This is a genomic window from Streptomyces sp. NPDC058291, assembly GCF_042880855.1.
In the GTDB taxonomy this organism is placed as follows: domain Bacteria; phylum Actinomycetota; class Actinomycetes; order Streptomycetales; family Streptomycetaceae; genus Streptomyces.
The window spans coordinates 1-15,368 of the sequence record NZ_JBHVYK010000109.1 but is presented as its reverse complement, the minus strand read 5'-3'; the positions used below and the strand labels follow the sequence as shown (position 1 = coordinate 15,368).

Here is a 15,368-nt window from a genome sequence, read left to right as displayed (position 1 = left end):
GGCCCGCCCCGGTACGGCGGCCCCCTACGGCGGCCCGCCCCGGTACGGCGGCCCCCTACGGCGGCCCGCCCCGGTACGGCGGCCCCAGCAACTCGCCCCGGTACGGCGCTCCCTACGGCGCCCTGCCCCGGTACGGCGGTCGCTACGGCAGCTCGAACCCGGGGTTCAGGCCGCCCAGCGCGTTCGTGCACAGGCAGTCCCGCTCGGTGTTCGCGGGGAGTGCGGCCAGGGTGTCGAAGAGAACGTCCCGGAGGCGGTCCACATTGGCCGCGAACACCTGCAGCACCTCCTCGTGCGACACGCCCTCACCGCTGTCGGCGCCGGCGTCGAGATCGGTGACCAGGTTCAACGACGTGTAGCAGAGCTCCAGTTCACGTGCGAGGGCGGCTTCCGGATGGCCGGTCATGCCCACCGCCGACCAGCCCTGCGCCTGGTGCCACAACGATTCGGCACGGGTGGAGAACCTCGGTCCCTCGATCACGACCAGCGTCCCGCCGTCCACCGGCTCCCACCGCCGGCCGCGTGCCGCTCCGAGAGCCGCCGCACGTCCGGCGGGGCAGTAGGGGTCGGCCAGCGACACGTGCACCACGTAGGGCACCGTGCCGTCGGGAAGGGGCAGACCGTCGAAGTAGGTCCCGGTCCGCGACTTCGTCCGGTCGACCAGTTGGTCGGGCACGAGCAGCGTGCCGGGGCCGTACTCGGGGCGCAGACCGCCCACCGCGCACGGGCCGAGGACCTGACGCACCCCGACGGAGCGCAGCGCCCAGAGGTTGGCCCGGTAGTTGATCCGGTGGGGCGGCAGGTGGTGTCCGCGTCCGTGCCGGGGGAGGAAGGCGACCCGTCGGCCGGCCGTCTCGCCGATGAAGAGGGAGTCGCTGGGCGGTCCGTAGGGAGTGTCGACCTGGATCTCGGTCACGTCGTCGAGGAACGAGTAGAGACCGGAGCCGCCGATCACGCCGATTTCTGCGTTCGCTGCCGTGTTCGCCATGTCCGGCACCCTAGGCCAGCCCTCCGCCGTCGAGGAACGCCGGTCACCCGCCGACGGACAGGCCCGGGAACCGGAGACGCACGGGACGCGTGGGCGGAACGCCCCGGGGGTCCCGCTCCGCGCGCGCGTGGGGACGCGGAGGACCCCGCCGTCGCATGACGGCAGGGTCCCGTGAGAAGCGTTCTACGCGGCGGAGCTGCTGCCGGCCGAGGTGCCGGTGCTCGACGACTTCGAGTCCGACGAAGACGACGAGGACGACGTGGTCGAGCTCGGCTTCGCCTCGGTGGTCGACGACTTCGACGACGGCGCCGGCGAGCTGCTCGACGAGGAGCCGCGGCTGTCGTTGCGGTAGAAGCCGGAGCCCTTGAAGACGATGCCGACCGCGGAGAACACCTTCTTGAGGCGGCCACCGCAGTTCGGGCACTCGGTCAGAGCGTCGTCGGTGAACTTCTGCACCGCCTCGAGGCCCTCGCCGCACTCGGTGCACTGGTACTGGTAGGTCGGCACTGTCTTCCTCCTGGCACTCTCACTCAGTGAGTGCTAACGACGGTCTATCTTGACGCATTCCTCGGGTTCAGTCCACTGTCACCGGCTCGCGGTGACCGACGCCACGCGCGACGGTCCGCGCGCGGGGGCGTGCGGCCAGCCGCGAACGCAGTGCCAGCAGGACCGCCAGGGCCAGCACCGTGCCGCCCATCGGCACCAGGAAACCGGCGCCGTCGCGGACGTTGTCCTCCAGTTGCCCGGCGACGGTGACGGCGGCCGCCTGGCCGAGCGCCACCGCGCCCGTCAGCCAGGTGAACGCCTCGGTGCGGGCCCCGGCCGGGACCAGGCCCTCGACCAGCGTGTAGCCGGTGATCAGCGCGGGCGCGATGCACATGCCGACCAGCAGGCCGAGGCCCGCCAGGACGAGCACGGAGTGGGCGGCCCACAGGCCGGAGGCGACGAGCGCGAGGGCCGCGTAGGCGACGACCAGGCGCCGTTGCGGGGCGGCCTTCCAGGCGATCGCGCCGCAGACCAGGCCGGAGAGCATGTTGCCCGCGGCGAAGGTGCCGTACAGGACGCCGTTCAGGCCCGGCTCGCCGATCGACTCGGAGAACGCGGCCAGGGAGACCTGCATGCCGCCGAAGACCGAGCCGATGCCGAGGAAGGTCGCGATCAGCACGCGCACACCGGGGACGCGCAGAGCCGAACCGTGCTCCACGCGCGGGTGCCCCGCGGCGGCGACCTGCGGCTGGGTGCCCCTCTGCGCGGCGAACAGCAGTCCGCCGACCAGGGTCAGCGAGGCCTCGGTGACCAGACCGGCGGCCGGGTTCACCGCGGTGCACAGGGCCGTCGCCAGCAGCGGGCCGAAGACGAAGGTGAGCTCGTCCGTGACGGACTCGAAGGCCGCCGCGGTGGTCATCAGGGGCGAGTCCTTCAGCTTCACGCCCCAGCGGGCCCGCACCATGGGCCCGACCTGCGGCACCGAGGCGCCCGTGGGCACCGCGGCCGCGAACAGCGCCCACAGCGGCGCGTGGGCGAGGGCGAGGGCCGTCAGGGCGATCCCGGACAGGGTGTGCACGAGCACGCCGGGGATCAGCACCGCGCGCTGTCCGTAGCGGTCGGCGAGCCGGCCGCTGTAGGGGGCGCAGAGCGCCATGGAGACGCCGGTGACGGCCGCGGCGGCGCCGGCCGCGCCGTACGAGCCGGTGGTGTGCTGCACGAGCAGCACGATGGAGATGGTGAGCATCGCGAACGGCTGGCGGGCCGCGAAGCCGGGCAGCAGGAACGTCCAGGCGCCGCGGGTGCGCAGCAGCTGCCCGTATCCCGGGCGGGAGGAGGCCGACGAGTCCTTCGACGGCTCGGTGGTGACCGTGGATGCCACGGCCCGTGCCTTTCTGCCGCCTGGTAGCGCGCCCGTGCGGGGGCGCCGAGAGCTGTCCTCTTGCGCGTGCTGCGGTAGATGCCGGAGTCCGCTGCAGGAGGTGTCCCGGCCGCCATACGGTCGCGCCAGCTCTGCGTCAGGCAGAGTTGGTTCGATCAAAGTGCGCCTTCATCCTACAGGGATCAAGGCCGGTGAACCCTGTGAAAAGGAGCACGGCGGCCGTGGCGGCCTCTGAATGAAGGGGGTGTGAACGGTGTGAAACGCGCGCTTAACGCGCGTCGCCGCTCGTGCCCAGCCAGTCGGCGAGCTTGCCGCCGTGTCCGACGGCGCGCAGCCGCCTCTCCGCCGCGTCGCGCACCGGGTCGGTGGCCACGACGAGGAGTTCGTCGCCTCGCCGGAGGACGGTCGACGGCGCGGGCACGAACGAGGTTCCCTCCCGCACCACGAGGGTGACGGCGGCCCCGCCCGGCAGCCGCAGCTCGTCGACCTCGACGCCGTGCATCTTCGACCCGTCCGGGATCGCGACGGACAGCAGGTGCCCGCGCAGCCGTTCCAGGGGCGCCGACTCGACGCCGAGATCGGCGGCCTCGGGATCCCCGCCGAGACGCAGCTTGCGCGCGAGCCAGGGCAGCGTCGGTCCCTGGACCAAGGTGTAGACGACGACCAGGACGAAGACGATGTTGAAGATCCGGCGACTGCTGTCGACGCCGTTCACCATGGGGATCGTCGCCAGGATGATGGGCACGGCGCCGCGCAGGCCGGCCCAGGACATCAGGGTCTGCTCCTGCCAGGGCACCCGGAAGGGCGTCAGGCACAGGGAGACGCTGAGCGGGCGGGCCACCATGGTGAGGACCAGGCCGATGACGAGTGCGGGCAGCACGTCGTCGCCCAGCTCGTGCGGGGTGACCAGCAGGCCGAGCAGGACGAACATGCCGATCTGGGCGATCCAGCCGAGGCCGTCGGCGAACCCGCGCGTGGCGGGCCAGTGCGGCAGCTTGGCGTTGCCCATGACCATGGAGGCGAGGTACACGCCGAGGAAGCCGCTGCCGTGGGCCAGCGAGCCCGCCGCGTAGGCGGTGACGGCGATCGCCATGACGGCGATCGGGTAGAGGCCGGAGGCGGGCAGGGCGACGTGCCTGAGGCCCCAGGAGCCCAGCCAGCCGACCGCCAGGCCGATGGCGGCGCCGATGGCCAGTTCCAGCGCTATCTCGCCCAGGAGGACGTACCAGTGGTCCACGGGGCCGGCGGTGGAGAAGGCGGCGACCAGGATGACCACCGGGGCGTCGTTGAAGCCGGACTCGGCCTCCAGGGTGCCCGTCACGCGTGAGGGCAGGGGGATCTTGCGCAGGACGGAGAAGACCGCCGCCGCGTCCGTCGAGGACACCACCGCGCCGATGATCAGCGCCTGCCGCCACTCCAGCCCCGTCACGAAGTGCGCGGCCGTGGCGGTGACGCCGACGCTGACCGCGACCCCGGCCAGTGCCAGCGCCGTGGCGGCCGGCAGGGCCGGTCCGATCTCCTTCCACTTCGTGCCCAGACCGCCCTCGGCGAGGATGACGACCAGGGCGGCGTAGCCGATGACCTGCGTCAGTTCGGCGTTGTCGAAGTGGATGTCGCCGATGCCGTCCTGGCCCATGGCGATGCCGATGCCCAGGTAGACGAGCAGGCTGGGGAGTCCGCTGCGCGAGGAGATCCGGACCGCCGCGACGGCGACGAGCAGGACGAGCGAGCAGACGAGCAGGAGCTGGTTGAGGTGGTGGACAGTCAGCGGCGGTTCCCTTCACCGGCGCGCGCGTCCCTGCGCGGGCGCACATGTGCATCGGATACATCGGACACGAAGCGGTGTGCGCCCCGGACCCAACTACTTCATTACCTTACCTAACTCTTGACGATTTCTTGACACTCGGCGGGTGCAAGATCGAACATCCTTCCGCGCGTGTACCCGACTCCGCGTCAAGTTGCTCGAAGCCCTGCGCCTATGGTTGCTCCAGCGCTCATTCAAAAGGACAGCCCGCCCTGCCGCTCGCGTTAGGACAGCAAGGACAGCGATGCCCCCCAACACCACCGCCACATCGGGTGACAAGCCCGTCAAGTCCGGCAGGAAGAAGGGGCGCAAAGCCCGTTTGATCGTGCTTGTGCTGGTGCTGGCCATCATCGGTGGCGTCGCCTACGGGGCCTACTGGTCCATCAGCACCGTCCGCGCGTCCTTCCCGCAGACCAAGGGTTCGATCACGCTGGCGGGCCTGTCCGGGCCCGTGGAAGTGAAACGGGACGGCTACGGCATCCCGCAGATCTACGCCGACTCCGACGACGACCTGTTCATGGCGCAGGGCTTCGTCCAGGCGCAGGACCGGTTCTACGAGATGGACGTACGCCGCCACATGACGTCCGGGCGGTTGTCCGAGATGTTCGGCAAGAGCCAGGTCGACAACGACGAGTTCCTGCGCACCCTGGGCTGGGACCGTGTCGCCCAGGTGGAGTACGACACCAAGCTGTCGGCCGACACCAAGAAGTATCTCCGGGCCTACGCCAAGGGGGTCAACGCCTACCTCAAGGGCAAGGACGGCGCGGAGATCTCCCTGGAGTACGCGGCCCTGGGCTTCACCAACGACTACAAGCCCGCCGAGTGGACCCCGGTCGACTCGGTGTCGTGGCTGAAGGCGATGGCCTGGGACCTGCGCGGCAACATGCAGGACGAGATCGACCGCGCCCTGATGACCAGCCGGCTGGGCCCGAAGCAGATCGCCGACCTCTACCCGCAGTACCCGTACGGCCGCAACCAGCCGATCGTCCAGGACGGCCGGTACGACGAGTCGAGCGAGACGTTCGGCGAGAGCGACGGTGAGAGCTCCGGCGACTCGTCCGGCAGCGGCAGCGGCGGCGGCAGCGGCAGGGGTGGCGGCACGGTCAGCGGCACGGGCGGCAGCGGTGGCGGCGGCACGTCGACAGGCTCCGGATCGGCCCTGCAGGGCCAGCTCGCGGGGCTCTACGACGTCCTGGACGACCTGCCCACGGCCGTCGGCGTGAACGGCAACGGCATCGGCTCCAACTCCTGGGTCGTCGCGGGGAAGCACACGATCACGGGCCGGCCTCTGCTGGCGAACGACCCCCACCTGTCGGCCTCGCTGCCCTCCGTCTGGTACCAGATGGGCCTGCACTGCCGCAACGTCTCCGCCACGTGCGGATACGACGTCGCCGGGTACACCTTCGCGGGCATGCCCGGCGTGGTCATCGGCCACAACGCGAACATCTCCTGGGGCATGACGAACTCCGGCGTGGACGTCACCGACCTCTACCTGGAGAAGCTCTCCGGCGCCGACGGCTACCAGTACGACAACAAGGTCAAGCCGTTCATCACGCGCGAGGAGACCATCAAGGTCGCCGGGGGCGCCGCCAAGAAGATCGTCGTGCGGCAGACCCAGGACAAGATGCCGCTGCTCTCCGACCGCGACGACGAACTCGTCAAGGTCGGCAAGAAGGCCACCGTCGACACCGCGGCGCCCGACCGCGGCGACGGTTACGGCGTCGCCCTGAAGTGGACCGCGCTGGAGCCCGGGACCTCCATGGACGCCGTCTTCCTGATGGACAAGGCGAAGGACTGGGAAGGCTTCCGCAAGGCGGCCGCGAAGTTCGACGTCCCCTCGCAGAACCTGGTCTACGCCGACACCGAGAACAACATCGGCTACCAGCTGCCCGGCAAGATCCCCACGCGCGCCAAGGGCGAGACCGGGGCGGTCCCGACGGACGGCTGGAAGTCCAAGGACCAGTGGACCGGCTACATCAAGTTCGCGGAACTGCCCAACGAGTACAACCCCGCGCGCGGGTACATCGTCACCGCCAACCAGGCCGTCGTCGACGAGGACGAGTATCCGTACACCCTCACCACGGACTGGGGCTACGGCACGCGCAGCCAGCGGATCACCGACCTGATCAAGAGCAAGATCAAGGGCGGCGGCAAGATCTCCACGGACGACATGCGCCAGATGCAGCTGGACGACGACAGCGAGATCGCGAAGCAGCTCGTGCCCCTGCTGAAGAAGATCAACCTCAAGGACCCGGACGTCCGCGAGGCGCAGAAGCTGCTGGAGAACTGGGACTTCACCCAGGACGCCGACTCGGCGGCGGCCGCCTACTTCAACGCCGTGTGGCGCAACATCCTCAAGCTGGCCTTCGGCAACAAGCTGCCCAAGGAGCTCCGCGTCGAGGGCCAGTGCCTGTGGGTCGCCCCGGTCAACACCACCGGCCCCGTCGACGACACCCAGAAGGTGCGCGAGTGCGGCCAGCGCGACGCCGACCAGGCCCAGCCGGACGGCGGCGACCGCTGGTTCGAGGTCGTGCGCAGCCTCCTCGACAAGGAGAACAGCGAGTGGTGGACGACGCCCGCGTCGGGCACCCGCCCCGGCGCCGACCACAACCGGGACAAGCTGTTCGAGCGGGCCTTGATCGACGCCCGCTGGGAGCTGACCGCCAAGCTGGGCAAGGACATCGACACCTGGAGCTGGGGACGGCTGCACCGCCTGTTCCTGAAGAACCAGACCCTGGGCACCAGCGGCCCCGGCTTCCTGCAGTACATCCTCAACCGCGGCCCGTGGAAGCTGGGCGGCGGCGAGGCGGCGGTCGACGCGACCGGGTGGAACGCGGCCGGCGGCTACGCGGTGGTGTGGGTGCCGTCCATGCGGATGGTGGTCAACCTCGCCGACCTGGACAAGTCGAAGTGGATCAACCTCAGCGGCGCCTCGGGGCACGCCTTCAGCGCGCACTACACCGATCAGACGGGCAAGTGGGCCAACGGTGAGCTGCTCGACTGGGCCTTCAAGAAGAAGGCGGTCGAGGACAGCACCAGCGACACCCTGGTGCTCAAGCCCTGACCGGCGGAGCGACGAAGGGGCTCCCCACGCGCGTGTGGGGAGCCCCTTCGCGTCGGGAACGGGTTCAGGCGAAGCGGCGGACCGCGGACGGCGTCACCACGGCCTGCACCGGCCGGTCGTGCGGTTCGTCCGGGACGCGCTCGACGACCTCGGCGTCGTACAGGAGCACCACCAGGAAGGGGCGGGCCCCGCGCGCCGCCAGCCGGGCCAGCACGCGGTCGTAGGAGCCGCCCCCGCGGCCGAGCCGCACACCGCGGCCGTCGACCGCGAGACCGGGCAGCAGCACCACGTCGGCGTCCGCCACGGCGTCCGGGCCGAGGCGCTCGCCGGCCGGCTCCAAGAGGGCCGACTTCCCGCCGTGTTGGACCCGCGCGAGAGAGCCCTCGCCGGCGTACGCGCCCCAGTCCAGGTCGTTGTCGGGCAGCAGGGCGGGGAGCAGGACGCGAACGCCCCGGGCGCGCAGCGCGTCCAGCAGCGCCGGGGTGCCCGGCTCGGAGCCCACGGAGACGTACGCCGCCACCGTGCGCGCCCGGGCCAGCTCGGGCAGCTCCAGGGCGCGCTCGGCCAGCGCGGCGGCGGCCGAGCGCAGCTCGTCCGTCGTCAACATGTTCCTCACCGTGAGGAATCCTCGCCGCAACACTCGTTTGTCAGGCTCCGGTCCGCCTTCGAGGTGAGTCATCCATCGCTCCCGCACCAGTCGCACATTGCTCTCACACAGCTCTAGTAAGTTCATATGATCATGATTTGGCCAGATCCACAGATTCGCCGCAAAGTCAGCGGATAAGGTGGCCGCCATGACTCAGTCGCACCCCAGGATCAGCAAGGCTGTCATCCCCGCGGCCGGCCTCGGCACCCGGTTCCTGCCGGCGACCAAGGCCACTCCCAAAGAGATGCTGCCGGTCGTGGACAAGCCCGCTATCCAGTACGTGGTCGAGGAGGCCGTCTCCGCGGGCCTCGACGACGTCCTCATGGTCACCGGCCGCAACAAGCGGCCCCTGGAGGACCACTTCGACCGCAACTACGAACTCGAGTCGGCCCTGCAGAAGAAGGGCGACGCCGCCCGCCTCGCCAAGGTCCAGCAGTCCAGCGACCTCGCCACCATGCACTACGTCCGCCAGGGCGATCCCAGGGGCCTCGGCCACGCCGTCCTGTGCGCGGCCCCGCACGTCGGCCAGGAGCCCTTCGCCGTCCTCCTCGGCGACGACCTCATCGACCCCCGCGACCCCCTGCTCCAGCGCATGATCGAAGTGCGGGAGCAGCACGGCGGCAGCGTCGTCGCGCTCATGGAGGTCGCCCCCGAGCAGATCCACCTCTACGGCTGCGCGGCCGTGGACACCACCGTGGACAGCGACGTCGTCAAGGTGACCGGTCTCGTGGAGAAGCCCGACCCGGCCGACGCCCCGTCGAACTACGCGATCATCGGCCGCTATGTGCTCGACCCGAGCGTGTTCGGCGTGCTGCGCGAGACCGAGCCGGGCCGTGGCGGCGAGATCCAGCTCACCGACGCCCTCCAGCAGCTCGCCCAGGACGAGAAGGTCGGCGGCCCCGTCCACGGCGTCGTCTTCAAGGGCCGGCGCTACGACACCGGCGACCGGGGCGACTATCTGCGTGCCATTGTCAGACTCGCGTGCGAACGTGAGGATCTGGGTCCGGACTTCCGGTCCTGGCTGCGCAGTTACGTCACCGAGGAGCTGTAGCCACTGTGAGCACCGCCGCGCCCCGCCCCGCCGCCGAGGACCGCCTGTGGTCGGTGGACGAGCACCTGGAGGACATCCTCGGCGCCGTCCGCCCTCTGGAGCCCATCGAGCTGCAACTGCCCGACGCCCAGGGCTGCGTCCTCGTCGAGGACGTGATGGTGCCGGTCTCGCTGCCGCCCTTCGACAACAGCTCCATGGACGGGTACGCGGTGCGGGTCGCCGATGTCGCCGGCGCGAGCGAGGAGTTCCCGGCCGCTCTGGACGTCGTCGGCGACGTCGCGGCGGGACAGGCGGCCGACCGGATCCACGTCGGTCCCGGTCAGGCCGCCCGCATCATGACCGGCGCCCCCCTGCCGGCCGGCGCCGAGGCCGTCGTCCCCGTCGAGTGGACCGACGGAGGGCTCGGCGAGGGCCCGGTCACCGGGATGCGCGCGCGCAGCCTCTCCCCCGAACAGGCCTCCGGGCACGTGCGCGTGTACCGGCCGGCCGCAGCCCGCGCGCACGTGCGCGCCCAGGGCAGCGACGTACGGGCGGGCGACCGCGCCCTCGACGCCGGGACCGTCCTCGGACCGCCCCAGATCGCCCTGCTCGCCGCGATCGGCCGCGGCACGGTGCGGGTGCGCCCGCGCCCGCGCGTGGTCGTGATGTCCACCGGCAGCGAACTCGTCCAGCCCGGCGAGCAGCTGGGCAGCGGCCAGATCTACGACTCCAACAGCTTCGCCCTCACCGCCGCCGCCCGGGACGCCGGCGCCATCGCCTACCGGGTCGGCGCGGTCGCCGACGACGCCGAGACCCTGCGCTCCACCATCGAGGACCAGCTCGTGCGCGCCGACCTCGTCGTCACCACCGGCGGGGTCAGCGTCGGGGCCTACGACGTCGTCAAGGAGGCGCTGGAGCACGTCGGCGACGAGGACGAGGAGGGCGGCGGCGTCGAGTTCCGCAGGCTCGCCATGCAGCCCGGAAAGCCCCAGGGCTTCGGCTCCGTCGGCCCCGACCACACCCCCCTGCTGGCCCTGCCCGGCAACCCGGTGTCGTCCTACGTCTCCTTCGAGCTGTTCGTCCGCCCCGCCATCCGCACCCTGATGGGGCTGCCGGACGTCCACCGCCCCCTCACGCGCGCGAAACTGACCGCCGACAAGGCGCTGACCTCGCCGAAGGGCCGCAGACAGTTCCTGCGCGCGGTGCACACCGAGGGCTCCGTCCGCCCGGTCGGCGGCGCCGGCTCCCACCTCGTCGCGGCCCTCGCGCACGCCGACGCGCTGATCGTCGTCCCCGAGGACGTGGAGTCCGTCGAGCCCGGCGCGGAGGTGGAGGTCGTCCTGCTCGGTTGAGCGCTCCGGGTTGGGGGTACCGTGTCGCGCACAACAGGCCCGTGCGCCGCACCGCGCCGGGCCCGGACCGGGAGCGCCGCCAGCATGACTGTGCCTTCCCGGGGGGAGACCCCCGGACCGCCTGAGCAGAACCGACTGACCCATCTCGACGACGCGGGCGCCGCGCGCATGGTCGACGTGTCCGGCAAGGACGTCACCGCCCGCACCGCGCGGGCCAGCGGACGGGTCCTCGTCTCGCCCCGCGTGGTCGAGCTGTTGCGCGGTGCGGGGGTGCCCAAGGGGGACGCGCTGGCCACCGCGCGGATCGCGGGCATCATGGGCGCCAAGCGCACCCCCGACCTCATCCCCCTGTGCCACCCCCTGGCCGTCTCCGGTGTGAAACTGGACCTGTCGGTCGCGGACGACGCCGTGGAGATCACCGCCACGGTGAAGACGACGGACCGCACGGGCGTCGAGATGGAAGCCCTCACCGCGGTCTCCGTCGCCGCGCTCACCGTGATCGACATGGTCAAGGCCGTCGACAAGAAAGCGGTGATCACGGACGTGCGCGTGGAGGAGAAGACGGGCGGCAAGTCGGGCGACTGGAGCCGGGCGTGAGCGCGCCGTACCGGGCCCTCGTGGTGACCGCCTCCAACCGGGCCGCCGCCGGCGTCTACGAGGACCGGGGCGGCCCCCTGGTCGCCGAGGGGCTGCGCGGCCTCGGCTTCGCCGTCGACGGCCCGCAGGTCGTCCCCGACGGCGACCCGGTGGAGGCCGCCCTGCGGGCCGCCGTCGACGCCGGGTACGACGTCGTCGTCACCACCGGCGGCACCGGGATCTCGCCCACCGACCGCACGCCCGAGGCGACCCGCGCGGTGATCGACCACGAGGTGCCGGGCATCGCCGAGGCCATCCGCGCGCACGGCAGGGAGAAGGTGCCTGCCTCGGCGCTCTCGCGGGGCCTGGCCGGAGTGGCGGGCGGCGCCCTGATCGTCAACCTGCCCGGTTCCAGCGGCGGGGTGAAGGACGGCCTGGCCGTCCTGGAACCGCTGCTGGTCCACGCCGTCGACCAGATCCGCGGCGGCGACCACCCGGGACCCAGCCACGGGGGTGCGAGCTGAACAGCCCATCCTGGCCCGTCGAGCTGCGGGACGGCGACACCGTCCTGCGGCCGATAAAGCTGCGCGACCAGCGGGCCTGGCGCGAGGTCAACCGGCGCAACCGGGACTGGCTGCGCCCCTGGGAGGCGACCATCCCGCCGCCCGCGCCCAGCGGGCCGATCGCGCACCGGCCGACCTACCGTCAGATGGTCCGGCATCTGCGGACCGAGGCGAACGCCGGGCGGATGCTGCCGTTCGTCATCGAGTACCAGGGGCGGCTCGTCGGGCAGTTGACGGTCGCCGGGATCACCTGGGGGTCGATGTGCTCGGGGCATGTCGGCTACTGGGTGGACGAGTCGGTGGCGGGCCGCGGGGTGATGCCGACGGCGGTGGCCATGGTCGTGGACCACTGTTTCCGCACCGTCGGACTGCACCGCATCGAGGTCTGCATTCGGCCCGAGAACGGCCCGAGCCGCCGGGTCGTGGAGAAACTCGGATTCCGCGAGGAAGGACTGCGCCCGCGCTATCTCCACATCGACGGGGCCTGGCGGGACCATCTCGTGTTCGCCCTCACGTCGGAGGAGGTCCCGGAGGGTCTGCTGAGCCGGTGGCGGCGCGCCCGCTCCCGAACCGCCCCCCACGGCCACCGGAGCACGCCGGGGAATGCCGCGGGGAATCACCGGGACCCCGGAAATTGAATACACGTTCGATTGAATATGTGTTCGACAATGACCGGGTGGTGACCGTCTGAGGCGCGGAATTCGCCCCCCTCGCAGCCTGCTGATCACATCGATCACAAAAAAAGTTCGAAATATCAGCCGGATCGTGCGACACACCGGCTCAATTGGCGGATGGCCTCACGTAAACCCCTCTACGGTGTGAGGCGTGAGCAGCAGCGGCCTCATCTACGCAGTCATCGTCGGGGCCTGGGCCGCCTACTTGGTGCCCATGTGGCTCCGTAGGCAGGACGAGCTGAACGAGGCTCGTCCGACGGAACGCTTCAGCACCGCCATCCGGCTGCTGTCCGGACGGGCGGGGATGGAGCGCCGGTACGCCAAGGACCTGCAGGCGCGCTCCACCGAGGAGGAGCCCGACGCCGACGCTCCGGACGTCCTCACCCACTCGGTGGACGTCCGGGCCTTCGCCATGCCCCCGACCCGCCCGCAGGCGAAGGCGCCGGTGCAGGAGCGAGGGCACGAACGAGGGCACGAGCGCGGCCAGGAACGTGGGCCGGGGCACCCGGAAGGGCGTCCGGACGTGCGCCAGGAAGGTGCGCGCGATCGCGCCTGCGCACCCCCCGCGCCGTCCACGACCTCCGCTGCCTGCGGAGCCGCTCCGGCTTCGCCGGCGCCCCACGCTTCCGCGTCGGCCGCCCAGGCTCCTTCGGCGAACGCAGCGAGTGCGGGCAACGCAGGGGTTCACGCGTCCACGCCCTCGGCGTCCTCCGCGTCCGCGCGTGAGGGGAGCCAGGCCGCGGCGGGCCGGCGCGTGCCGGCCGCCCGGTACAGCTCCGCCGCCCAGGCATCCGCCGCGCAGGCGGCTGCCGCGCGCGCCCAGCGCTTGAAGGCGCTCGCGCGCCGACGGCGCACCACGGTGATGCTCTTCCTCGCCTTCACGCTCGGCGCGATCGTCGCGGCGGTCGGCGGCCTCGCCTTCCTCTGGGCGCCCGGCGTGCCCGCCGTCCTGCTCAGCGGGTACATCGCCTATCTGCGCGCCCAGGAACGCCGCCGCTTCGCCTACCAGATGGACCGCCGGCGCGCCGAAGTGGCCGCGCAGCGGTTGCGCGAGCGCCAGCCCCGCCGGCGGGCCCCGGCCCCGGCGAGCGCATCGTCCCTCGACCCCGGCCCCGACGCCGGCGCAGAGGAGCCGCACGAGGGCGCCGAACCGGAGACCGACCCCGGACTGCTGGCGCTGGCCGCGGACCGCAGGGCGCTCGTCGAGCAGACCGACCACGCCGAGTGGGTCGACCAGCAGCGCGAGCGGCAACGCCGCCCGGGGCACGGCGAGAGCTGGGACCCGGTCCCGGTCCCGCTCCCCACGTACGTGACCGCACCGGTCGCCCCGCGCGCCACCTCCGACGTGGATCTCGCGGCGCCCGACGCCTGGAGCTCGGCCCGGTCGAGCTCCGTCGCACCGGACCAGGAGGAGGCCGACGACGGGGACGACCCGGCCGGGGCGCAGGCGGCGCAGGACCGGGCGGAGGACAGGCCCGGGGAGGGCGGCGAGCGCAGCGACGCACGGCGCGCGGCCTCGGCCCGGCGCTCGCGCGAACGCGGCCGCACCCCGCTGTTCGACCAGTACGAGGACGGCGAGCGGCCCCGCGCCGCCAACGAATGAGGGCCCCGACGCCCCCCGCCCGGCCTCGGGGAACGGATTTCCAAGCAGCCCGATGAGGGTGCTAGAGTTTCACTCGTTGCAAGGGCCTGTGGCGCAGTCCGGTAGCGCACCTCGTTCGCATCGAGGGGGTCTGGGGTTCAAATCCCCACAGGTCCACTGCAGCTCAAAGCCCCGGTCGGGATTCCCGACCGGGGCTTTGGCCATGTCCGCTCGCGCAGGGCGTCCGCGCCGTCAGCCGGTGCTCCGTCAGAAAGCGGGGCGGCGACGCCGACTGGGCCTGCGGGCCCGGCCCTTGTGCGGGGCGGAGGTCGTCGTCCGGGCCGGGCGCCGCAGGGCCGTCGCCGTGGTGGCCAGGGACGCGGTCAGGGCGAGCAGCGCGCAGGCTCCCGTGGTCCAGGCGATCGCGGTCCAGGGCAGGGCGATCGTCGGCGGCGCCGACAGCAGCCGCAGGGCGGCGCTCATGCCGGCCAGGTTCCTGATCCCAGCAACTGGGTGTGTCAGAAGCCCTGGTCTCAGGAGCCCGGGTCTCAGGAGCCGGGTCTCAGGAGCCGAGCGGCTTGGCGAAGCAGCGGCTCGACTCGTAGGCGCGGTAATAGCCGAACTTGGTGCACGGCTCGTAGCCGCTGGAGGTGTACAGGGCGATGGCCTCCGGCTGCTCGGTGCCGGTCTCCAGGACCATCCGGACGCGGCCGGCGTCACGGGCGTCCTCCTCCAGCGCGGTGAGCATCCGCCGCGCCAGACCGCGCCCGCGCATGTCCTTGACCACGAACATCCGCTTGAGCTCGGCGTCGCCGTCCTGGTTGCCCTCGCCGTTCTCGTCCTGGCTGCGCCAGCCGCCGGTGGCCACCGGGCGGTCGGTCTCGTCGTAGGCGATGAGATAGACCCCGCGGGGCGGCTGGAAGTCGGAGGGCGCGAGGACGGTGGCGTCGCCGCCGTCGCCGTAACGCTCGTGGTACTCGGCCTGGACCTCGTCGTTGAGCTTGACCGCGTCGGGATGGTCGAAGGGGACCGGACGTATTTTCACGCCCCACACAGTACGTGCCCCTCCCGCTCGACCGGCCCGCGCCGGCCGCCCCGCCCGCCCGACCGGCCCGCGACGGCCGCCCCTCCCGTCCGGCAGGCGCCCACCCGACCGGTCCGCGACGGCCCCGTCCGGCAGGCGCCCGCGACGGCCGTCCCGCCCGTCCGCCCGGGCGGGGCG

The 15,368-nt window shown here is 72.0% G+C and carries 14 protein-coding genes and 1 tRNA gene; 8 read left to right on the top strand and 7 right to left on the bottom strand.

The genetic code is table 11. The features are described from left to right. Positions 1 to 142: 142 nt before the first annotated feature. The 4 genes from ACFVYK_RS34075 to ACFVYK_RS34060 all read right to left on the bottom strand — a co-directional run bounded on the left by ACFVYK_RS34075 (position 143) and on the right by ACFVYK_RS34060 (position 4,623). Complete coding sequence (locus ACFVYK_RS34075) at positions 143 to 988, bottom strand: S-methyl-5'-thioadenosine phosphorylase (protein WP_389780599.1); 846 nt, start codon at positions 986 to 988, stop codon at positions 143 to 145. A 183-nt stretch (positions 989 to 1,171) separates the two neighbouring features. Then, entirely contained in the window at positions 1,172 to 1,495 is a 324-nt protein-coding gene (locus ACFVYK_RS34070; RefSeq protein WP_389780598.1) for an FmdB family zinc ribbon protein, read from the bottom strand. A gap of 67 nt (positions 1,496 to 1,562) precedes the next feature. After that, a complete protein-coding gene (locus ACFVYK_RS34065) occupies positions 1,563 to 2,855 on the bottom strand; it encodes an MFS transporter (RefSeq protein ID WP_389780597.1) in 1,293 nt (430 codons plus the stop codon). 268 nt (positions 2,856 to 3,123) lie between these two features. Next, a complete protein-coding gene (locus ACFVYK_RS34060) occupies positions 3,124 to 4,623 on the bottom strand; it encodes a potassium/proton antiporter (RefSeq protein ID WP_389780611.1) in 1,500 nt (499 codons plus the stop codon). A gap of 280 nt (positions 4,624 to 4,903) precedes the next feature. Between ACFVYK_RS34060 and ACFVYK_RS34055 the strand changes: the two genes are divergently transcribed. After that, positions 4,904 to 7,723: a penicillin acylase family protein gene (locus ACFVYK_RS34055; protein WP_389780596.1), complete on the top strand. Its 2,820-nt coding sequence runs from the start codon at positions 4,904 to 4,906 to the stop codon at positions 7,721 to 7,723. 64 nt (positions 7,724 to 7,787) lie between these two features. On the opposite strand, the gene ACFVYK_RS34050 is transcribed toward ACFVYK_RS34055, so the two are convergent. Next, positions 7,788 to 8,402 carry a 5-formyltetrahydrofolate cyclo-ligase gene (locus ACFVYK_RS34050; RefSeq protein ID WP_389780595.1) on the bottom strand — a complete coding sequence of 205 codons (615 nt, stop codon included), beginning with the start codon at positions 8,400 to 8,402 and terminating at the stop codon, positions 7,788 to 7,790. A gap of 115 nt (positions 8,403 to 8,517) precedes the next feature. Between ACFVYK_RS34050 and galU the strand changes: the two genes are divergently transcribed. The 7 genes from galU to ACFVYK_RS34015 all read left to right on the top strand — a co-directional run bounded on the left by galU (position 8,518) and on the right by ACFVYK_RS34015 (position 14,323). Further along, on the top strand, positions 8,518 to 9,420 hold the full coding sequence (gene galU / locus ACFVYK_RS34045) for a UTP--glucose-1-phosphate uridylyltransferase GalU (RefSeq protein WP_389780594.1): 903 nt from the start codon (positions 8,518 to 8,520) through the stop codon (positions 9,418 to 9,420). Between the two features lie 5 nt (positions 9,421 to 9,425). Next, positions 9,426 to 10,751 (top strand): gephyrin-like molybdotransferase Glp, encoded by a 1,326-nt coding sequence (gene glp, locus ACFVYK_RS34040; protein WP_389780593.1) that lies wholly within the window; start codon positions 9,426 to 9,428, stop codon positions 10,749 to 10,751. Positions 10,752 to 10,835: 84 nt separating this feature from the next. Next, a complete protein-coding gene (gene moaC / locus ACFVYK_RS34035; RefSeq protein WP_389780592.1) occupies positions 10,836 to 11,348 on the top strand; it encodes a cyclic pyranopterin monophosphate synthase MoaC in 513 nt (170 codons plus the stop codon). Further along, positions 11,333 to 11,851 carry a molybdenum cofactor biosynthesis protein B gene (locus ACFVYK_RS34030; RefSeq protein ID WP_389780610.1) on the top strand — a complete coding sequence of 173 codons (519 nt, stop codon included), beginning with the start codon at positions 11,333 to 11,335 and terminating at the stop codon, positions 11,849 to 11,851. The genes moaC and ACFVYK_RS34030 overlap by 16 nt, the downstream gene beginning before the upstream one ends. Beyond that, positions 11,848 to 12,528, top strand: a complete 681-nt coding sequence (locus ACFVYK_RS34025; protein WP_389780609.1) for a GNAT family N-acetyltransferase — start codon at positions 11,848 to 11,850, stop codon at positions 12,526 to 12,528. Before ACFVYK_RS34030 ends, ACFVYK_RS34025 begins: the two co-directional genes overlap by 4 nt. Positions 12,529 to 12,715: 187 nt before the next feature. Beyond that, entirely contained in the window at positions 12,716 to 14,167 is a 1,452-nt protein-coding gene (glpR, locus tag ACFVYK_RS34020) for a gephyrin-like molybdotransferase receptor GlpR (RefSeq protein ID WP_389780591.1), read from the top strand. A gap of 82 nt (positions 14,168 to 14,249) precedes the next feature. Then, positions 14,250 to 14,323: transfer RNA gene (locus ACFVYK_RS34015), tRNA-Ala, on the top strand. A gap of 90 nt (positions 14,324 to 14,413) precedes the next feature. On the opposite strand, the gene ACFVYK_RS34010 is transcribed toward ACFVYK_RS34015, so the two are convergent. Then, on the bottom strand, positions 14,414 to 14,629 hold the full coding sequence (locus ACFVYK_RS34010; protein WP_389780590.1) for a hypothetical protein: 216 nt from the start codon (positions 14,627 to 14,629) through the stop codon (positions 14,414 to 14,416). A gap of 79 nt (positions 14,630 to 14,708) precedes the next feature. Next, complete coding sequence (locus ACFVYK_RS34005) at positions 14,709 to 15,191, bottom strand: GNAT family N-acetyltransferase (protein WP_389780589.1); 483 nt, start codon at positions 15,189 to 15,191, stop codon at positions 14,709 to 14,711. Between the last annotated feature and the right edge of the window lie 177 nt (positions 15,192 to 15,368).